Source organism: Thermogemmatispora sp. (assembly GCF_042408735.1).
Taxonomy (GTDB): domain Bacteria; phylum Chloroflexota; class Ktedonobacteria; order Ktedonobacterales; family Ktedonobacteraceae; genus Thermogemmatispora.
The window spans coordinates 32,611-52,573 of the sequence record NZ_JBHOQV010000110.1 but is presented as its reverse complement, the minus strand read 5'-3'; the positions used below and the strand labels follow the sequence as shown (position 1 = coordinate 52,573).

General features: G+C 61.8%; 17 protein-coding genes. 5 read left to right on the top strand and 12 right to left on the bottom strand.

Annotated elements, in window-relative coordinates; genetic code table 11:
- Both ACFMO7_RS09600 and ACFMO7_RS09595 read right to left on the bottom strand, forming a co-directional pair.
- Positions 1-253 (bottom strand): hypothetical protein (locus tag ACFMO7_RS09600; RefSeq protein WP_376795266.1); only part of this gene is annotated, 253 nt, incomplete at its 3' end.
- 138 nt (positions 254-391) lie between these two features.
- Positions 392-1,882: an APC family permease gene (locus tag ACFMO7_RS09595; protein WP_376795265.1), complete on the bottom strand. Its 1,491-nt coding sequence runs from the start codon at positions 1,880-1,882 to the stop codon at positions 392-394.
- A gap of 703 nt (positions 1,883-2,585) precedes the next feature.
- Between ACFMO7_RS09595 and ACFMO7_RS09590 the strand changes: the two genes are divergently transcribed.
- Together ACFMO7_RS09590 and ACFMO7_RS09585 are read left to right on the top strand one after the other, a co-directional pair.
- Complete coding sequence (locus tag ACFMO7_RS09590) at positions 2,586-3,014, top strand: EVE domain-containing protein (RefSeq protein ID WP_376795264.1); 429 nt, start codon at positions 2,586-2,588, stop codon at positions 3,012-3,014.
- A gap of 2 nt (positions 3,015-3,016) precedes the next feature.
- A complete protein-coding gene (locus ACFMO7_RS09585) occupies positions 3,017-3,859 on the top strand; it encodes an aminotransferase class IV (RefSeq protein WP_376795263.1) in 843 nt (280 codons plus the stop codon).
- Positions 3,860-3,907: 48 nt separating this feature from the next.
- Here the strand turns inward: ACFMO7_RS09585 and ACFMO7_RS09580 are convergent, their stop codons facing one another.
- From ACFMO7_RS09580 to ACFMO7_RS09550, 7 genes are all read right to left on the bottom strand, one after another.
- Positions 3,908-4,549, bottom strand: coding sequence for a helix-hairpin-helix domain-containing protein (locus tag ACFMO7_RS09580; RefSeq protein WP_376795262.1), 642 nt, complete (start codon positions 4,547-4,549; stop codon positions 3,908-3,910).
- A 533-nt stretch (positions 4,550-5,082) separates the two neighbouring features.
- Positions 5,083-5,496, bottom strand: a complete 414-nt coding sequence (locus tag ACFMO7_RS09575) for a hypothetical protein (RefSeq protein WP_376795261.1) — start codon at positions 5,494-5,496, stop codon at positions 5,083-5,085.
- Between the two features lie 103 nt (positions 5,497-5,599).
- A complete protein-coding gene (locus ACFMO7_RS09570; RefSeq protein ID WP_376795260.1) occupies positions 5,600-6,136 on the bottom strand; it encodes a hypothetical protein in 537 nt (178 codons plus the stop codon).
- Positions 6,137-6,542: 406 nt separating this feature from the next.
- Positions 6,543-7,949, bottom strand: coding sequence for an ABC transporter substrate-binding protein (locus ACFMO7_RS09565; RefSeq protein WP_376795259.1), 1,407 nt, complete (start codon positions 7,947-7,949; stop codon positions 6,543-6,545).
- Between the two features lie 357 nt (positions 7,950-8,306).
- Positions 8,307-9,617 (bottom strand): hypothetical protein, encoded by a 1,311-nt coding sequence (locus tag ACFMO7_RS09560; RefSeq protein WP_376795258.1) that lies wholly within the window; start codon positions 9,615-9,617, stop codon positions 8,307-8,309.
- On the bottom strand, positions 9,614-10,237 hold the full coding sequence (locus ACFMO7_RS09555; RefSeq protein ID WP_376795257.1) for an RNA polymerase sigma factor: 624 nt from the start codon (positions 10,235-10,237) through the stop codon (positions 9,614-9,616). Before ACFMO7_RS09555 ends, ACFMO7_RS09560 begins: the two co-directional genes overlap by 4 nt.
- Before the next feature lie 149 nt (positions 10,238-10,386).
- Positions 10,387-11,946 carry an NB-ARC domain-containing protein gene (locus ACFMO7_RS09550; RefSeq protein ID WP_376795256.1) on the bottom strand — a complete coding sequence of 520 codons (1,560 nt, stop codon included), beginning with the start codon at positions 11,944-11,946 and terminating at the stop codon, positions 10,387-10,389.
- A 474-nt stretch (positions 11,947-12,420) separates the two neighbouring features.
- Between ACFMO7_RS09550 and ACFMO7_RS09545 the strand changes: the two genes are divergently transcribed.
- The 3 genes from ACFMO7_RS09545 (at position 12,421) to ACFMO7_RS09535 (ending at position 16,145) form a co-directional block, all read left to right on the top strand.
- On the top strand, positions 12,421-13,818 hold the full coding sequence (locus ACFMO7_RS09545) for an ABC transporter substrate-binding protein (RefSeq protein WP_376795255.1): 1,398 nt from the start codon (positions 12,421-12,423) through the stop codon (positions 13,816-13,818).
- Between the two features lie 447 nt (positions 13,819-14,265).
- Positions 14,266-15,177: a carbohydrate ABC transporter permease gene (locus tag ACFMO7_RS09540; protein WP_376795254.1), complete on the top strand. Its 912-nt coding sequence runs from the start codon at positions 14,266-14,268 to the stop codon at positions 15,175-15,177.
- Entirely contained in the window at positions 15,174-16,145 is a 972-nt protein-coding gene (locus tag ACFMO7_RS09535) for a carbohydrate ABC transporter permease (RefSeq protein WP_376795253.1), read from the top strand. The genes ACFMO7_RS09540 and ACFMO7_RS09535 overlap by 4 nt, the downstream gene beginning before the upstream one ends.
- Positions 16,146-16,308: 163 nt before the next feature.
- Here the strand turns inward: ACFMO7_RS09535 and nagZ are convergent, their stop codons facing one another.
- Genes nagZ through murQ form a run of 3 tightly spaced genes read right to left on the bottom strand, consistent with a single transcriptional unit; the run spans position 16,309 to position 19,931 of the window.
- Entirely contained in the window at positions 16,309-17,982 is a 1,674-nt protein-coding gene (gene nagZ / locus ACFMO7_RS09530) for a beta-N-acetylhexosaminidase (RefSeq protein WP_376795252.1), read from the bottom strand.
- Between the two features lie 18 nt (positions 17,983-18,000).
- Positions 18,001-18,999, bottom strand: coding sequence for a BadF/BadG/BcrA/BcrD ATPase family protein (locus ACFMO7_RS09525; protein ID WP_376795251.1), 999 nt, complete (start codon positions 18,997-18,999; stop codon positions 18,001-18,003).
- Entirely contained in the window at positions 18,996-19,931 is a 936-nt protein-coding gene (gene murQ / locus ACFMO7_RS09520; RefSeq protein ID WP_376795250.1) for an N-acetylmuramic acid 6-phosphate etherase, read from the bottom strand. The genes ACFMO7_RS09525 and murQ overlap by 4 nt, the downstream gene beginning before the upstream one ends.
- Positions 19,932-19,963 lie beyond the last annotated feature (32 nt).

The window sequence follows — 19,963 nt, the reverse complement described above, 5'->3', positions numbered from 1 at the left end:
AGGCGAAGGTGTGCGAGCCGTTCTGGGCCAGGGCATTGACCAGCGAGGCGTTTGCTACTGGGACATCGTAGCCGCTGCTATCCATGCCGGCCCCGTGCAGCAGCACCACCGGGAGCTTGGTATCGCCCCCCGCGATCCATTTCTCGCGGATATAGAGATCGACAGTTGGCTCGCTGCGCAGAAGCGTTTCACGGATGGTATAGGTGTCTTCTTCGCGCAGTTCTTTCCCGATTCGAGATTTCTCAAGCTGCATCGGTCTATCTCCCTGAGTGCATCTGTGATGATCGATAAAAGAGCGCAGAGTGCAGATCTGCTCTTTGGCTCTCCTTCTCCCGGCGTTGGGAGCAAGGAGTCGCCTTCTCTGGAGTGCCGTCTGCTGCCATGGCCGGGCCTAGACTTGCGGTTCTGGATCATCGACCGCCGGGGCCTCAATTGTTTCCCCTGGGGAGATGGTTGCAGCCTCGTAGCTGGCCTCGGAGCTGCTCGGAGTCGCCAGGTGCTCTGGCCCGAAGGCGCCGATGCGCGCCGGTAGAGCGGGGTCGGTGCGTACGCGCCACCAGGAGTAAAGCAGGGCGATGATCAGCAGGGCCAGAGTAATCCAGGGGAAGAAGCTGTAAGGAGGCTGCTGACCAGGCTGAAGCAAGGCCCAGAGAGGGAGCGCGATGCTGACTGTGCCGAGCAGCGGGAGCAGGTAGCGCCGCAGGGGCGAGAGACCCAGGCCGTGGTTGAAAATAACGGCCACGTTGACGGCTCCGTAGATCAGGATGAGCGGAATGGTGCCCAGCGTCGAGAGGTAGCCGAAGGCGACAAGCCAGTCCCCACTGATTAGACCAACGACCAGGGCCAGTACCAGGGCGAGCGCGAAAGGCAGGGTCAGCGCCAGGGTTGGAGTGCCGAAGCGGCGAGAGACCTGGGCCAGGGCGTAAGGAAAAAGCCTTTCGCGGGCCGAGTTGAAGATAACGCGTGACAGGTTGTTGGTGCCAGCGAGCATGGTACCGGCGACACTGGTGAATCCGGCCAGGGCGGCAAGAATGGCCAGGGGACCAAGGTAGCGCTGGGCCAGGTCTATAAAGGGGATCGTGCTCTGCGTCAGGCGGCGGGCGCTGTTGCCAAAGCCGGTCACCGTTGCATAGCTCACGATCAGATAGAGGGCCGCCATCAGGCCCAGGCTGAGCATCACGGCCCGCGGGATGTTCCTTCGGGGCTGCTCGCTCTCCTCGGCCAGGGCCACGGCGTTTTCAAAGCCGATAAAGAGAAAAACCGCCAGCGGGAAGGCTTGTCCCAGACCGGTCAGCCCGTTCTGGAGGGCCGTGGGAAGCAGGGGGCCGAGCGAAGCGGGGGCTGGTGGGTTCAGGAAAGCCAGCAGCGAGACCGCCAGTAATATCGCTACTTCGATCAGCATCGATGCAGTGGCCACAGCTGTCGAGCGATTGATGCCGCTCAAAGTCAGGAGCCAGCATATTGCCGCCAGAGCGATGGTCAAGGGAATCCAAGAGATGCTCAGGCTGTAGAAGGTTTGGAGGGAGAAGCTGACCCAGCCGCCGATAGCCAGCATGACCGAAGCCAGGAGCAGGATATAAGCGCTGCTAAACAGGACGGCGGTGGTTGTCCCGATGACGCCACCGAAGGTCAGCCCCAGGAAGGTGACCAGGGAACCATTTGAGGGATGGCGCTGGGCAAAGGCGGCCACGCTCAACCCCACGATGAACATGGCGATCGCTGCCAGCAAGATGGTAAACGGTGCTCCCAGCCCTGCCCCCTGAGCAATGACCGCCATGCCCAAATAAAAAGAAAAGGCCGGAGCAATCTGCGCCATGGTAGAACCGGCAATAGCAAATGCCGTCAGCGGTTTGCGAGGCCGCAGCTGTGGGATGGTTGTCAAAGGGCGCTCCTCCTTTCATTGAATGCCTCTTACTGTCGATTGCAGGCTGGACCCGCGGAGCTGGCCGCGCTCTTTCTGGCCAGGCAGTCAGGCAGACGGACAGGCAGACGCACAGACAGGCTAGCCATGATCTCAGCTGAGCGCCAACCCTCTCGGCGGTGGCAGCTCTCTCAGTCAGTAGGAGGAGGCAGGACAGAGAGCTGTTCTCCTCTTCCCTGGCCTGTGACCTGACCTGACCTGATCTGAGCGACTGCTGCCATGTGGCTGTGGCTGGGCGCGAGGGAGGTTCCTCTCACCTTCTCCGGCCACTTGTTGCTCCCGGCTACCCCTCCAGCAGTTCCTTTCCTGTCTTGATTCTGTGCGGCATCTGTGGCTTGATCGCCGAAGGCATCTTGTATAATTATGGGCGCCAGAAGTACAAGATAGCATCAGCATTATAGCATGGCCATATTCATGTGATCAAGCCTGACCTATCGTACCTTGCATAGTTTTGCCATGACAGTTAGAGCAAGAGAGGTGCGGTGGTGGATAAGACAACGGTGCCCGCGCCGAACGATGTTTACAGGCGTTGTCTGCCGTGCTATGCTGTTCTGGGCGCTCTCCGGCTGGCGCCCCGTTCCGGCGCCTCTCTGGAGGCGAGCCTCGGCAAATGCAGGCTGGTTGCCTGAAGGGCAATCAAGGGGGAAGAGAGGAGCAGAAGCAGATGGCCTATTTTCTGGTGAAGACGGAGCCTGCAGACTATGGATTAGACGATCTCGAGCGAGAGCGGCGCACTGTCTGGGATGGGGTACGCAATCCCCAGGCGGTGCGCTGTATTGCCCAGATGCGTCCTGGCGACCGGCTTCTGATCTATCATAGTGGGTCTCAGGCGGCACTGGTAGGGCTGGCCCGCGTAGTTTCCTGGCCGCGTCCCGATCCCGCTGAGCCCCGTAGTCAGGTCATCGACATCGAATTTGTGCGTCGCCTGGCACGCCCACTGACTCTGCGCGAGATCAAGGAGAGCGGGCTATTTTCCGACTGGAGTCTGCTACGCCAGCCGCGCCTCTCTGTCATGGCTGTACCTGAGCACTTTCTGCGCTGGCTGCGCGAGCAGGGTTTGCTTGATCCCACAGAAGAGGAGGAACAGGGATAGCTATGGAGCAACAGGCTCTCTGGTACGTTGGAGGGAGATGGGTTCATCCAGATGAAGCCACCGTCCCGCTCAGCGATGTGGCCGTCTTACGGGGCTATAGCGTCTTCGAATCCCTACGTACCTACGATCGTCGTCCGTTTCGTCTCGATGATCATCTTGACCGGCTCTATCACTCAGCAGAGCTGATCGACCTCGCAATTCCCTATACACGGGAAGAGATTCGGGCCGTTCTCGAGGAGACCATTCGACGCAATGCCTTTCGCCACGCCTCCTTGCGCATTCTAGTGACTGGGGGTACGAGCGAAGACGGCATTCTCCCCTCCGGAAAACCGCTCCTGGCGGTCTTGATTACGCCCTTGCCCGAGCGGGACTTGGAAGCTTTCAGGCGCGGGCTGCGCCTGATTACCTGTCGTCTGCAGAGAGAGGCCCCGGAAGCCAAAACGACCAGCTACATTGCGGCGGTCCAGGCCCTCAAGGAGGCGGCGCGGCGAGGAGCCGCCGATGCCCTTTTTGTGAACGAGCGGGGGCAGGTCCTGGAGGGGACACGCAGCAATTTCTTTGTCTTCCGGGGCGATACCCTGGTGACGCCGCGCGAAGGCATTCTGCCAGGAGTGACGCGCACCGTGGTTCTGGAGCTGGCCCGCGAGCGTTTCGCGATCGAAGAGCGGCCAATCGCCCTCTCCGAGCTGTCTTCAGTCGATGAGGCTTTTCTGACTGCCTCCTCGAAGGAGATCATGCCGGTGGTCCAGATTGACGATCTGGTGATTGGCAATGGCCAGCCGGGTCCGCGTACCTGGGAGCTGGAGCAGCGCTTTATCGCCCTGGTAGAGCAGGGCCGTTTCTAGAAGTGACGCCGGATGACGTGCCGGTGACTCCTGGCAGGGAGCGACCTCTCAGGCGGCACCGCCCAGGCTGGCCGGCGGATCAGGCTCGCGCTGCTGGTCGAGATAGCGCTCGGCGGCTTCCTTCAGGCGCAGCTCGCTGCGGGGGCCAAAACCGGGGAGCCGGCGCAGGCGCTGCTCGTTGGCGGCCTGTCGCAGCTTCTCTGCCGAGTCGATACCCAGGTCCTCGTAGAGCCGCAGAGCCGTGCGCGGGCCGATGTGTTCGATAGCCAGGAGGCGGCGCGCCCCTGCGGGCAGGCTCTGAGGCAGAAGATCGTGCGAGAAGGTCAAGGTTCCGCGCTGCAGCAGCTCGGCAATGTGGGCCTGCATGCGACGTCCCAGGCCCGTGATGGGCAACGGCTCGCCCCGCGCCGCAAGCTCTGCAACTGGCTCCCGTAGAGAGAGGATCGCCCGCGCCGCGTTGCGATAAGCCTGGATGCGGTAAGGATTGCCGTGTTGCAGCTCAAGCAGGTCGGCCACGCTGGCCAGCACCTCGGCAAGCTGACGATTGCTGCGGACCGGTCGCCGCTCTTCTGCTGGTTCCGGCTCTAGCCCAGGGAGCATCGGCTGCTGCGCCGCGCGGCGCTGATATCCTGTCCGACTCGGCAGCACCTGGATGGTCTGCGTAAGCTTGAGAATCTGATTCTGATGCATGTTACTGCTCCCTGTCGATGTGATTCGACTTTCCTCTCTTCTTACTCGTGACCTTGGCCATGCTTACTGGCAAGCGCGAAAGCTCACTTTCTCTTTCCGTCTGCCCGTTCTCCAGGCGGCAACGCCCTAAAGAGCGACCGCTGCCCGCTTCAGGCGCTGCTTACTGAGGTCAGGGTAGGAAATTCGAAAATTTGTTCAAGTTATTATAGCACAAAAAAGGGAGAGAGGCAACGAAGGAGGGGGAGTGAGGAGGGTAAACAAAAAAGAAGGCCGAACCGTTGCCGGTTCGACCTCTCTACACGTATCCTCTTGAAGCGGCCCTTACGGGCCAGCTCTGTCCACCTGAAACACCATCCCTAGTAAGCGAACAGGCAACTTCAGCATAGGTACCGCCTCCTTTCTGGGCTTGACCTATCGAAGGCTGTCGCCTGAGATAGGCTTCAGGGTGCCCCTCTACGGGTCAGAGTCATTATAGCATATCGTTAGGGGAGATTGTCAAGCCCAGCCTTGTTCTGAAGGGAGCTGAGCCGCTTTCATTCCTGCTCCTCATCTTCGGTGGCGAGATCAGCTGTCTCCGGCGAGGTCAGCAGAGCCTGCACCAGGCTCGCTAGCGAGCTACTCAGCCTGGCGTTGGAGACCACGCGCTGGGCACCCGCTGCCAAAGCTCTGGCCCGCGCCTCGACATCAACATGGGGACCAAAGGCCAAGACGGGCAGTCCGTGCTGACGGGCCTGGCGGATTGCCTCGTCCCAGGCTACCCCTGGAGTCGAAATATCGACAATGGCCAGGGCTGGCGGAGCAGCCGGCGCATTCTGGCCCGCCAGCGCCCGCGAGAAGGCCGCCAGGTCGCGCACAACGATGGTTTCCAGCGCCAGGTGGCGCAGTGTATCGCGGATCTTTACCGCAAAGAAGAGATCTCGCTCCAAAGCCAGCACTGATTGTGACACAAACGGGCACTCCTGCTGACTCACTGTCAGCTCTGATCAGGTTGGAGTTGTGGTCGCTGCCTGTTCAGTCCGCCTGCGGGACGGTGATAATGGCCGCCTGGCCTCAGTCATCGGTTGGCTCCTGAACCGGTCGGCGGAACAGCTCGGCCAGCTCCTCATTGATCACATCGATGTTCGTGTACTGCTCGCGGCTAAGCACGTGGTGGGTGCCCGTGCAGTAGGGCTTGCTGCACTTGCGCATATGGCTCGTCTCAAAGAGCAGATTCCCATTTTCCACGCTTACCCAGATGTGCTTGCGCGAGTAGCCATCTCCCCATTTCAGCAGCAGGCCGCTCTCGTACTCATCGAAGCGTCCCTGGCCGTAGAGGTAGTCACGATTAAACATCTGCAGAATCTCGCGTACCCGGCTGGCGGCTACCACCTCAGCGACCTCTGGCCGCATGCGAGTAGTAGCTTCCTGAGCCAGATCTTCCTTGGGAATCTCCAGGGCGCGCGAAGAATGCTGTTCCTCGCGAATCATGCGCTGAATCAGGGCTGCCTCCTGGTCAGAAAGGCCGCGAGACTGGCCCAGAATCAGAGGCTTCCCATTGGATGAGCGAAGATTGCGCTGATTATTAGGGTTGTTCTGTTCAGGCACCATGGTGCTCCTTAGCTACAATCGCTTCCGAGAGAAGGCGGTCTGGCTGTGGGCTGACTGACCCAGATTGGTTCCCCGACTCCTGCCTGCCGGAGAGCGCTGGTCGTTGGCTCCCATCGCCAGCCCGATCAGCTCGTCACACCTTTCCCAATTTGTTCTGCCGATGCCCTTGTTGTGTTTGTTTGTTGCCTGGCTCGCTCTCTGTCATAGCTTACAACGTCGCCGCTCTCTTCCACAAGGGGGCCTCGACTGGGGAGTCCGGTCTGCCTGCGGACGGACGGGACGCGACTGACGCACTGGATGCTGCCGCGGTTATCTGGGAGTCCAACGGCGGGTCGACATTTCCTGTCAGCAGCAGCCTGGGCCGGAACCAGGCGGGGAGGGAGCGAGTGGTCTGATGCGTTCCTGCTCAGGATCCGGTCGTCGCGACTGGCGAGCCGGGGTAGCTGCGTCGGGCGACCATCTCGATAGCGGCCAGAATGGCGTCGAGTTGATCCGGCTCCTGGATAAAGGCGAGCATGCCTTTCCAGAAGGCATGCTGCACGACGGGCGGCATCAGATCGCCGGCCCCGAAGCAGAAGCGCGGCGCCTGTCTCAGCATCAGAGCCGAGGCCCGTGCCACAGGGTTGGGGTAGGCGCTCATAGGAACCGACTGATTGACCGAGGTAAAGCCGCCGCGCCGAACCCAGATCTCCTGAGCCTGCGCGCTGGCCAGATACTGCACCAGGGCCCGTACCTCTGCCGTATCCTGCAGAGCGACCACAGCATCGGCCCCCCCAGTAACAGCCCCAGCGTAGCGCGGATCGATCTCTGGAAAAGGAAAGAAGTTGATCTCCCTGCCGGGCACAATCGTGGGAAAGCGGCTTGTGACGAAGCCGAGCACAAAGTCGCCTGAGTAGTAAAAGTAGGCGCCTGGCGGTTCTTCGAAGGGGGCATAGCTGGCGTCCTGAAAGTTTGTCAATAGGATCGACGTGGGCGCATTTTGGATATAATGCTTGCCACTGACAATGGCGCCGAAGCGGCGGAAGGTCTGCTTGATAGTCGGGTCCGTCCAGGCAATCGCATGGTTGACCCAGCGCTGGTACATCTCGGGACCCCATTCCTTCAGGTACAGCTCGGCGATCCAATCGGCGGCTGGCCAGCCGCTGGAGGCTGCGCTTTCGACCCCTAACGACCAGGGATAGCGTCCCCGGGCCGCGATCGCATTAGAGACCGCGATCAGCTCCTCCCAGGTATGGGGTACGCTGAGGCCCAGAGCCTGCAAGTGCTCGGGGTCATACCAGATGATCCCCTTGTTGGCCGCCTTGTAGAAGAGGGCATAGAGCGCCCCCTTGTAGCTTCCAAGATCGATCCAGGTACGGCTGTAATCGCGCCTGACGGTCGTCATGTCCAGGAAGCTGTCCAGGGGAAGCAGCTTCCCCTGGGCGGCCAGTTGCTGCATGCCGCCCGGGTTGGGCAGGATCGCCACCCCGGGGGGGGTATTGGCGCGCAGCAGGGTGGTCAGGAGCGTGTCTTGATCGCGGGTAGAGACGACCTGGACCTTGATCTGGGTCTGCCGCTCGAAAGGAGCAACCACTGCCCGAAAAGAGTCCTGTTCCTCGCTGCTCCAGACGGTCAAGACGTCGACCGAAGCAGACTGGCTGTCGCAGGCTGCCAATAGGGCAAGGGCGGAGGGGGCGCTCAAGCCCAAGGAGACAGCACGCTGCAAGAAGACGCGACGATGGAGGCGCCCCTGCTTGCGCTGCTTCCGCTGATGCTGAGCCTGCCAGCCCGGCTGTTCAGCGCGCCCTTGGTGACGATGGTGTGGCGCGGGCATGCGTGGCATGCGTTCCTCCCAGGCTCACAGCGCACTGAGCTTCCAGCGATAAGGGGCGTGCGTAAATTAACCACTCCACAGTATAGTTCTTGGGCGCCGTCTGTGCAATATGCTACCTGTCCGAGAGGCGTCAGGCTGACAGATACAGGCTGAAAGACCTGAAATGTTTTTGCTCTCTTGGAGGTCGCGAGGACGACAGTATCTGATCAGAAGCGAGGGACATACCTGACCAGATCAGAAGAGAGGATACCCGAGCCGGCCAGGCAGCTCCCCCGCTTTCGGCGGGGGGAGAGCTGCCTCCTGCAACAGAAAGTCGGGAAACGACAGGCCCTCTCAAGGCACTCGGCGCTGGTGGAATCAAGGGGCGCGCCAGACCTGTACCGTGTGGTCCCAGCCAGCGGAGGCCAGATAATGGTCGTTGGGCGACCAGGCGACGGCAGTGACTTCGTCGCTGTGCTGTCGGTAGATCAGGGCCACCTCGCCGCTGAAAGGATTCCAGATCTGCACTGTGCTGTCAGCGCCTGCCGAGGCGATGAAGCGCCCATCGTGCGACCAGGCGACGGCATCAACGCTGCCGCGGTGACCCGTGTAGACGCGCAGGGTGCTACCGTTTCGGGCATTCCAAACGCGTACCGTGCCATCTTTGCTGGCCGAGGCCAGGTAGCGCCCGTCGGGTGACCAGCTCAAGCAAGTAATGGCATCGCTGTGAGCTGTGTAAGAGAGCAGAGGCGTCTCCGGGTTGCTGGTGTGGACGTTCCAGATGCGCACGATATTGCCAGCGTCTCCCGCTGCCAGGTAGTTGCCGTCGGGTGACCAGGCCAGGGTAGTGACGGGAAAGATGCCGCTGTAGACGACGGCGTTGGCTCCGGTAGTGGCATCCCAGACCCAGACGCGGTTGTCTCCGCCGCCAGAGGCCAGCCGCCGACTGTCTGGTGACCAGGCCAGCGCGTAGACAATATCTGTGTGGCGCGTAAAGCGATAGAGGCGCTGACCCGTTTCGGTGTTCCAGACCTCAACGCTATGGTTCTCAAAGGCCGCGGCCAGATAGCGCCCGTTGGGGGACCAGGCCACAGCGTAGGCAATACCGGCGCTGGTCTCATAGCGATAGCGCAGGCTGCCGGTGAGGGCATTCCAGACCTCGATGGTACCCTTGAGATCGCTGGAAGCCAGCGAGTCCCCATCGGGGGACCAGGCCAGGGCGCTGATGGCGCTGCTATGGCCGCGGTAGGTCACCAGCAGCGTCCCCGGTCGGGAGCTGGCGCTCCCCAGGAGCTGAGGCAGCAGCGGCAGACCCAGAGCCAGAATGAAGCAGGCCGCGATCAGGGCCGCTATAGCTGTCCACAGACGCTGGCGCTGCGAGCGGGTCGGAGAAGGAGCGAAGTGGGCCTGCCCGGCCAGGCGAGACAGCTCACCTGACCCCTGCCCTTGCTCGCCCTCAAATTTGCTCAGGAGAGCGGCCAGGCGTGGCACAGGCTTCAGCACCGGATCGGGCAGCGCGCGCAAGCGGGCGTCAATCAGCTCATAGTCTGCCCGTGCTGCTGCGCAGACCGGGCATTGCTGCAGATGAGCCTGGAGCGCCTCGCGATCAGCGGGTGACAGGTCCTCCAGACGCAGAGCCAGCTTCTCCGCCCAGTTCGGGCAGGGAGGACGCAACGGTTGCTGTCTCATTTCCCCTTGCCTCCTCTCCGCCTGCCGGGCAGACCTTCGCTCTGCAGGCGCTGGTAGATCTGGCGCATTTCCTCTTTGCCTCGGCTGACGTATTTACTGACGCAGGATTCCTTCATGCCCAGCAGCTCGGCTACCTTGCGCTGTGGCAGCCCTTCAATCACGTACAGAATGAGACAAGAGCGATAGGTCGGCGAGACCTGCGCAAGAGCAATCTGGGTCAGCTCACGCTCTTCAATATGCTCTTCCATGCGCGGCGCGCTCAGCTCGCTGCTCTCCGCGTGGCTGTCTTCCCAGGGAACGTATTGCATGCGCCTGGCCTGCTCCAAATAGGTGTGGGCGACGTTGGTGGCGATGCGATAGAGCCAGCTCGCGAAGCGCTGCGGATCGCGCAAGCCGGGCAGCCCCTGCCAGGCGCGGAAAAACGTCTCCTGGGTTAGATCGCAGCTCACCCCGTCGTTGCCGACCATGTGTTTCAGATAGCGAGCGATCCGATGCTCGTGACGCTCGAACAGTGTATCAAAGGCAGCCTGGTCGCCGCGTTGCGCTCGTTGCACAAGGGCCGGCTCATCGAGCGAGCCATTCGTCCCCGATGAAGAGGTATCCTCTATCCTGTAAGCCATAGGTGAGGTTCCTTAACGAGCTGCCGAAGACAATTGCAGAGAGACCCCGGCGTCCCCTCTGGGCCTGCCCCATCTTGACCGCTCCTGCTCAAGCAGGCAAGCGGAGACTTCAGAGAGCAAAGCCACACACAGCTCAGATCTCGCGGCGCTCATGGAGAGAGCGCCAGGGGATCGGCATGAGCCGGCTGCTGGTGATCCTGATACTGAAGGGCAGGCAGCGGTGGCTGCGATCTCTCCCCTTCATGATACACCATCGGCCTCGAATCCGTGCAACGAGCAAGACGGTCGGATATCCCGAAGCTTGTGACGCGAGGGCGCTCTATCGGGGAGGCCGACCCGTTGACGGGCGTTGCCGCGGATTGACGAATTCCCTGGTTGTGGAGGCAGGCGTGGCTCCGGGCATACTCGGCGACTACCGGATGCAGCGTATAGCTGTCAGGGCCGGCGCTTTCCAGCAGGCCGGCGTCCAGCAACTCATCGAGCGTCTGGAGTGAGACCTGGCTGCCCAGGGACCTTTCATGAAAGGTCTGAGGCTTTGGGGGCAGGGTAGCCAGGTGCGTCAGGCCCTGGCGGGCCTCCCGGCTCAAGCGGCGGTAGCTGGCGTCCAGGGCTGCCGCCAGCGAGGGAGGGGCTGCCTGGGCATGGTAGTGCTGAGGCTCCAGAGTGGCGTCGCAGCCCTCCAGAGAGAGGCGCGACAGAGGATTCTGAAGGCGCCCCAAGGCCGTGCGCAGACGGCGGAGATGGCCGCTATAGGTCTGAGCCTGCAGGTAGCGCCCCATGAGCGTCAGAGCCAGGGGCAGACCTCCCACCGCCCTCACCAGGGCGCGGCAGGCTTCGGGTTCCAGGCGGGTGGCCAGGGGAGCAAAGCGTCCCAGTAGGGCCAGGGCCTCGTCTTCCTCTAGCTCGGGGACGCGCAAAGCCCGCTCATTGGCGAAATGCAAGGCCACCACCGGCAAGCGGGTTGTCAGCAGATACGCGCAGCGAGGCCCTCCCACCATCAATAGCAAGGCCTCAGCGTAGGACCAGGCGTCATCGATGACGAACAACATCCGTCGGCGGTGGATAGCGGCGCGTAGAGCCTGCACCCAGCTTTCAAGGCTTTCCAGGCGAAGCTGAATGTGGGGAGGGATCTCCAGCAGGGCCGCCCAGTGGCGCAGGAGAGCTGGCAGGTCAGGCTCGCTGCCGAGCCGGCCCCAAAGGATGCCTTCGTGAAAGTGGGCCTGCACCTCCGGATCATGGACGATGGCCAACGCCAGCGTTGTCTTGCCGACCCCAGGCAAACCATAGAGAGCCACAGTGTTGCTGCTCTGCTCGCGCATCAACTGGGCTTTAAGCTGTGCTAAGAGCTGGTCTCTCCCGATCGGTGCAAGGCTCTCGGGGGTCGCAAGCGGCATGGCCGGATCGAGAATACCTCTGGTGATCTCCGACTGCTCATGGTCGCTTTCTCGAACTGCTTGTCCTGTTGCAGATGCGAACGACTCGCTGGCCGGCGCGACGGCGTGGGCCGACTCCTGATAGAGACCCAGCTCCTGAGCCGACAGGCCAAAGAAACTGCAGAGCTTCTGTCGGAAGTAGGCGCTGGGGGTGGCATCTCCCCGCTCCCAGCGACCGATCGTTTTGGGATCAGCCACACCAATCTGGGCCGCCACGTACTCGCGCGACCAGCCCCGGCGCAGTCGCTCGCTGCGAAGCCGGTCATTGGCTGGCATTTTCCTGTTCCTGGCCTTGCTCACGGCTGTATCCTTTCTGCGCTTGTTGTCCCTGTGCCTATACTGTATGACAGGAGAGCCGCCAAAAATCTGACAAGGAATCGGACACGTCTGCCTCCGCCATGGCGGAACGCTAGAAAAGCTACTGTGCCGGCGCCTGCGATCGCGCGGCCCACTCACTGGAGTGGCCTGGCGCTGGCCAGAAGAGGACGGGCTGGCCAATTCCGCCGCTGAGTGCGCGGCCAGGAGGCTATCGAGTGGAGATAAAGAAGGAGAAGGAGAGTGCTGGCAGGAGCAAGCCGCCCATGAGACGCTTTGCTGTCCCTGGGAGGACGTTGCCAGCCCAGGGCTACCTGACTACACTCTCTCTGTCTAGGCAGACACCCTTCTGCTCCGTTCCCTGTTTGTCTGTGACAGTTGCAAGCAGCAAGCAACTGTGATGAGCCGAGCATCATCAGCCCAAAGGAGGAGCTTATGCTTATTTATGATCGACAGCAGCGCGAGGCGCTGGACCAGCTCGTAGAGGATCTGAGCCAGCAGCGGATCGGGCGGCGTGTCTTTTTGCAGCGCGCCATGGCTCTTGGACTGTCGGCCAGCGCTGCCGCCTCGGTGCTGGCGGCCTGCGGCACGCCCAGCACGACCGGAGGGACCAGTACGCCGGCCACTGTCAGCTCGGTCGATGTGCTCAATGTCTGGAGCGGCGAGGAGCAGCAGTCGTTTGACGCAGTAGTGACTCCCTTTGAGAGCCAATCGAAGATCACTGTCAAGATCGAGGCCACGCGCGATCTGGATGCGGTCCTCACCTCGCGCTTGCGTGGCGGCAACCCACCGGATATCGCAGTGCTGCCCAACCCCGGCAAGATGCAGCAGTTGGCCAGCCAGGGCAAGCTGATCCCCCTCGATTCCTTCCTGGATATGAACAAGGTCAAGAGCGATTACGCTTCGACCTGGATCAATCTAGGCTCCTACAACGGGCGGCTTTACGCGCTCTTCTATAAGGCTGCCAACAAGGGGACTATCTGGTATAATCCTGCGCAGCTGCAGGCCATCGGCGGGACGGTTCCTAAGACCTGGGACGACCTGATCAAGCTCTCCGACATGATCGCCAGCAAGGGGAAGTATCCCTGGTCAATGGGCGTCGAGAGCGGCTCGGCCAGCGGCTGGCCGGCTGCCGACTGGGTCGATGAGATCTTCCTGCTCCAGTCGGGGCCTGATCTCTACGATCAGTGGGTCAATCACAAGATCCCCTGGACGCACAGCAGCGTCAAGCAGGCTTTCCAGACCTTCGCTCAGATCGTCACGGGCAAGCATTACATCAATGGCGCCCCTCAGTCGATCCTGGCGACCAATTTCCAGGACGCCAGCTATGCCCCCTTCAAGAATCCTCCGGAAGCCTACCTCTACTACCTCGGCGACTTTACCGCCGGCTTCATTACAGCGCAATTCAAGAGCGCTCAGCCTGGCAAAGACTTTAACTTCTTCCCCTTCCCAACTATCAACGCCCAGTATCAGGGGGCTGTGACCGGTGGCGCCGATGTCATCGTGGCCCTCAAAGATAACAACGGCGTGCGCGAGCTGGTGAAGTATCTGGAGACGGCTCAGGCTCAAGAGATCTGGGTCAAGCGCGGAGGCTTTACGTCGCCGAGCAAGGCTGTTTCCCTATCGGCCTATCCCAACGAGGTAGCCCGCGCTTCGGCCCAGATGCTGACCGGGGCGACGATCTTCCGCTTCGGGGCCGATGACCTGATGCCCCCGGCGATGGAGACGGCTTACTGGAAGGCTATGCTTGACTTCATTAAGGATCCGACGAAACTCGATAGCATCCTGAGTTCTTTGGAGGCCACCGCTCAGCAGGCGTACGCCTCCTCGTAGTGACGCGGACAGGCTGCGGCCCTTGCTCGTCTGCTCCTCACCCCGCTTTGGGGCCGGCGACTTCGCCAGGCAAAGAGGCGGCTAAGGACGAGTGGGGCCGGACAGGCTGAAGAAGGTGAGGAGGGAGGAATGGCCTGCCCTCCTCGCCCTCGGGCTGGGCGCACTGCCCGGCACCGGCAGGCAGGCCGGTCCGATTCGCTGGTTACCCCGCTGGTTGCGGGTCGTGAGCCTCTCTCAGCGTGGCGTTTTCAGGTAGAAGGGACTCCTTCGCCCTGGTGGCCGGCTCTGATCTTCCCCTTCATGGACAGGGCTGGCGGGGAAGATGGAGCCTCTTGCCTCTCTTCTACGTGCTACTGGTGTCAGGTCTATAAGGACAGCCTGCCAGGGGTGTGCCGGCAGGCTCGCTACCGTCTCAAGGACATCATTGTTCCCAGGGGATGTGTGTTCATGATCAAAGCCATCGAAGAGCAGCGAAGCCTTCCAACGACGCGCAGAAAGCGCTTTGGCCTAACCCCCTGGCTCTGGATCGGGCTGGCGGTCCTCTTTGTGGCCATCTTTCTGCTCTACCCGATGTTCTTCACGATCTGGCTCAGCTTTCAGGATGCTACTTCCACGCACTTTGTGGGGTTGCGCAACTATATTCTCATCTTTACGAATCCTTCACTGTTGGAGGTGTTGCGCAATAACCTGCTCTGGCTCGTGCTGGCCACGGTAACAACGGTTGTGCTGGGCCTACTGATCGCTGTGCTGGTCGATCGTGTCCGCTTTGAAAGCCTCGCCAAGGCGGCCATCTTTGTTCCAATGGCCCTCTCCTTCGTGGCAGCCGGCGTCATCTGGCGCTTCGTCTACGAGTATGAGCCGCCTGGGCAGCCGCAGATTGGTCTGCTGAATGCCCTTCTGACTGCCCTTGGCGGTCAGCCGCAAGCCTGGGTCACCGATAGCCGCTTTAATAACTTCGCCCTGATTGCAGTCTACGTCTGGATGTGGACCGGCTTCTGCATGGTGATCCTCTCGGCGGCTATTAAGGGGATCCCGAGCGAGATTCTGGAGGCTGCCCGCTGCGATGGGGCTGGCGAGATCACCATCTTCTTCCGCATCATTGTGCCGATGATCAGCCCCACCATTGCCGTCGTGGCGACGACGATGATCATCAATATCCTGAAGATCTTTGATATCGTCTACGTCATGACTGGTGGCAATTATGGCACAAATGTAGTTGCTGTTGATTATTACCAGCAACTCTTCAATTTCAACAACTTTGGTGTGGCCAGCGCTCTGGCGGTCTTGCTCTTGCTGGCGATCGTCCCCATTATGTACTTCAACATTCGTCGTTTCCGTGTTCAGGAGGCGCAACGATGAGCACGATGAATCCGGAGGCCCAGTCGAGCCTGGTAACCCCCCAAAAGGCGCCGGCCCTCCCGATGGCGGGGACGGCGGCCAGAGTGGAGCGCCAGCCTCTGCGCCAGCGACTCCTGAGCCTGGTCAACCACAGTCTGGTCTCGGTCATTGTGATCCTGATCGCTCTTGTTTGGTCGGTTCCTACTCTGGGCCTCTTCATTAGCTCTTTTCGGCCGCCGGCTCTGATCCATGCCACTGGCTGGTGGACCGCCCTGGCCCCTCCCTGGAGCTTTACGATTGAAAACTACGAGAATGTCTTGCACACCCAGGGTTTGGGCCAGGCCTTCCTCAATAGCCTGATTATCGCTATTCCGGGTACGATTATCCCAACCCTGGTGGCGGCTTTCGCCGCCTATGCCTTCGCCTGGATGGAGTTCCCGGGGCGCGACTGGATCTTTCTGACAATAGTCGCTCTGATGGTTATTCCGGTGCAGATGACCCTGATCCCGGTGCTGGGCCTCTATACGATGCTGGCCCAGGCAACCGGCTTGCAGCTCACCGGCAACTATCTCGGCATCTGGCTGATGCATACCGCCCTCGGCCTGCCTTTCGCCGTCTACCTGCTACGCAATTTCTTTGCCGGCCTGCCCAGCGACCTCTTTGAGTCGGCCCGTATCGATGGAGCCTCCAACGTCAACATTTTCTTTCGCATTCTGCTTCCCCTCTCGGTGCCCTCGCTGGCTTCGCTGGTGATCTTCCAATTCATGTGGGTCTGGAACGATCTGCTGGTGGCCCTGGTCTTTATGGGCGGTAACCCCGATCGCGCGCCTATGACGGTGACGATCGCCAATCTGGTCAATTCCTACGGCTCCAACTGGGAAGTGCTGACGGCGGCGGCCTTTATCTCGATGGCCCTCCCCCTGGTGATCTTCTTTACCTTGCAGCGCTACTTTGTGCGCGGTATCCTGGCGGGTTCGGTCAAAGGCTGATTCGTCTGCCTGTCAGTCTGTCTGTTCTCCTTCCCAGGGCCAGGCCCCGTGCAGGCGGAGCAGAACAAGAAGGCGGTCCGGCCCTTGCCAGCACACCGCTGGCAGAGAGCGGGACCGCCTTGCGATCGCCTTCGGCCGCCGCGCCAGTTGGGCTTGGGACGGCTTAGAGGCTCAGCCCTTCGCCGCGCGCGTGCAGGGGCGGCAGGCTCACCGGCAGGCGACCCTGGGGCCGACTGGCGCCGAACAGGACGGCGCAAGCCGCTTCGATGGCGGGCTGAGTATATTCGTAGGTGAGCAGATAGGTGCTGAGCTGAGGGCAGGCCAGGAGATCGTAGGGATTATAGACAGCGAGCGCCACGAGAGGACAGGGAGCTTCTGCCGCCAGCCAGTTGAGGCACTCGCTCTGATCCCGGTCGAGGTAGGCGTTGACCGTTACCAGGAGCACAAGCTGAGCCTGCTCGACAGCCTCGCGCAGGGCCTGGCGCTCGCCCTCGGGAAGAGGGAGCGGGAGGAGACGCGCCTCTGTATTGGGATGATAGCGTCGCACAGTGGCGATCAATCCCTCGACAGGGTAACGCTGGTCTTCGACCCGGCTGGCGCCTGTTTTCTGGGGAATCACCAGCAGCAGCCGCTGCTCGCCTGTCAGTCGCAAAGGGAGCAATCCAAGGCTGTTGCGCAGAAGAGTGATGGCCCGTGCGTAGCTCTCTCGCTGCAGTGCCAGATGCTCGGGATTCCTGAGCAGCTTCAGCGCCTCGGGCTGTGGCAGGCGCTCCCACGAGAGATAGCGCGCCTTCAGACGTTGCAGGCGTCCCAAAGCCTGCTGCAGGCGAGCCGGCGAGAGTCGTCCCTCGTCGAGGGCTGTGCGCATGGCGACCAGCCCGGCAAGCTGGCGGTCGTAGCGATGGGAGATCAAGATCAGATCGAGGCCGGCCTCTAAGGCTCGTACCGTGGCCTCCTCGATGCCCAGAGTAGCGGCGGTGGCCTCCATCTCCAGACAGTCGCTCATAGCCAGCCCATCGAAGCCCAAACGCTGCCGGAGCAAGCCGGTGATGATCGCTGGGGCGACCGTAGCTGGCAGCCCTGGGTCACCGGTCAGGGCGGGGAAGGCGATGTGGGCCGTCATCACGCAATCGGCCCCTTCTTCCTGCAGGACCCGTGCAAAGGGGACCAGCTCCAGGCGCTCCAGGCGGGCCAGATCGTGAGGGATCAGAGGAAGGGCAAGATGTGAGTCGGTGGCCGTATCGCCGTGGCCCGGGAAATGTTTCAGGCAACTGATCAGACCAGCCCGACGGTAGCCCTGAACCGCGGCCAGGCCCAGGCGGGCAACCTGCTCAGGATCTTCGCCGAAGGAGCGAACGCCGATAACGGGGTTGGCGGGATTATTGTTGATATCCAGAACGGGAGCCAGGTTCATATTGATGCCCAGCGCCTGCAGCTCGCGGCCCGTCGCCTGGGCGATAGCGGTGACAAGCTCTGGCGAGTCGCAGGCTCCCAGGGCCATATTGCCTGGAAACAAAGTGACGTGCTCACCCAGACGCTGGACCATCCCGTTCTCCTGATCGATGGCGATCAGCAGCGGGTAACGGTGGCCAGCCGCGTGGGCCCTGGCCTGGAGGGTACTAGTCAGACGATAAACCTGCTCCGCACTTTCGATATTGCGCGAAAAAAGAATGACCCCGCCTAACTGGTGATTCTCGATGAGATCGAGAATGGCCGGCGAGGGTTCGGGGCCTTCGAAGCCGGCCATCAGCAACTGGCCGAGCTGGTGGCGAAGATCGGCCATGCCTGGGACGGCTTCCTCAGCCGACTGGTGGGGTGATGGACGATGAGAAGGCATCAGCGTCTCCCTCTTCCTTCATCGCTCGGGTAGCACCTGGGCAGCAGGAGCAGCGGCGCTCTCCGGCTGGCGCACAGCCTCCAGCCGAATGGCCGCTTTGGCCGCGCTCAGGGCAGGTTCTTCTACGATGACCACCTGGCCGAGGCGGCGCCGGGCCCGGAGCCGCCGCAGGATCTGAGCGCGGAAAGGAGCCTCACGCACAAGCAGGCTTCCTGCCAGGGCCACCGGCAGCACGTTCTCGGGAAACTCTAAGTGGTCACTGACCACCAAAGCCGCCAGAGCCAGCTCGGTGGCCGCATGGCCCACGATGCGACGCGCCACGAGGTCGCCCTCACGGGCAGCAGCAAATACACAGGTCGCCAGGCGAGCGATAGCGGCAGTTTCCAGGCCGTGGTAGACGAGGCCAATCAGGTCTTCGGGGCGCTCCAGTCCCCAATGGGCCAGGATGCGTGGCAGAAGGCTCGTATGAGGGCCACGCCCATCGGCGGCGCGAGTGGCGGCCTGCAGAGCCTGACGGCCGATATCATAGCCGCTTCCTTCGTCGCCCAGCAGATAGCCCCAGCCGCCGGCGCGGCGCAGACGCCCGCGGGCATCGCGTCCCAAAGCGATTGAGCCGGTCCCAGCGATCAACACGAGGCCGATCGCCTGCTCGAGGGCAGCTAAAGGCAGCTCAGCATCGTTCGTCAGATAGACCTGATCGGCCAGGGTTGCCAGCGGGGGAAAGAGAACAGCATGGTCGGCGGGCCGATCCAATCCAGCCAGACCGATCCAGGCAGCGCGCGGCTGACTTCTGGCTCCGGCAGCTTGCAAAGCCCGTTCGGCGGCTAGCCGCACCTGACGGACCGCCTCTTCCTGGCCCACGGAAGCGTAGTTGGCGCTGCCGGCCAGCGCCCGACCCCGCTCGTGTCCGTAGCGATCAACGACAATCGCCAGCGTTTTGCTGCCCCCGCCATCAACCCCAAGGTAGAAATCCTCATCATGGATGGCGGCGTGCTTCTGGGAGGTGCTTCTCATCATGACAGCGAATCCAAGGTTGCGCGTAAAATGAAATCGTGTTCTGCCAGGCGCCGACGAGCGCTCTCGGGATCGAGGCCGCTGCGTGCGCAGACAATGGCCGTTTTGGCCTCGCCGTTGGCCTGAGCCAGCAGAGCCTCAGCGGCGCTGCGCTCCAGGCCGGTCACGAGCTGGACAATGCGCAGCGCGCGCTGCTGTAGCTTGTAGTTTGTGGCCTGAACGTCAACCATCAGGTTGCCGTAGGTTTTGCCCAGCAAGATCATGCTCCCCGTGCTGAGCATGTTAAGAACCATTTTTTGGGCGGTTCCGGCCTTCAGACGTGTGGAACCGGTGATGACCTCGGGCCCAACGACGGGGGCAATCATCAGCTCGACAAGGGCTTCAAGAGGAGTTCGGCGGTTGCAGGCCAGGCCGATAGTAAAGGCCCCCTGCTCGCGGGCATAGCGCGCGGCCCCAAGCGCGTAGGGCGTGCGTCCGCTGGCCGTGATGGCGACCAGGACATCGGCGGAACTAACCTGCAGGCGCTGGGCATCGTCGCGCCCGGCCTCGGCGCTGTCTTCGACATCCTCGCTGGCCTGGCTGAGGGCCGCAGGCCCGCCAGCGACCCAGCCAACAACCATCTCGGGCGGCACGTTGAAGGTCGGAGGACACTCCGAGGCGTCCAGGGCACCAAGTCGCCCCGAGGTGCCAGCCCCCATATAGATTAAGCGTCCACCACGGCGCAGGCGAGCGGCGATGACCTCGATGGCGCGCGCAATCTGGGGCAATTCCTGCTTGACCGCTTCAGCAACGCGGGCGTCCTCAGCGTTGATGATCTCAACGATCTCCAGGGCACTCTTGCGATCGATGTCGCGACTGGCAGGATTATCTTGCTCGGTGACCAGCTCGCTGAGCACTGGCTGACTTGGATGGTCGGGCTGTAAAGAGGCTGACATGTTGACTGCTCCTCGCTCTCAAATGTGGAAAT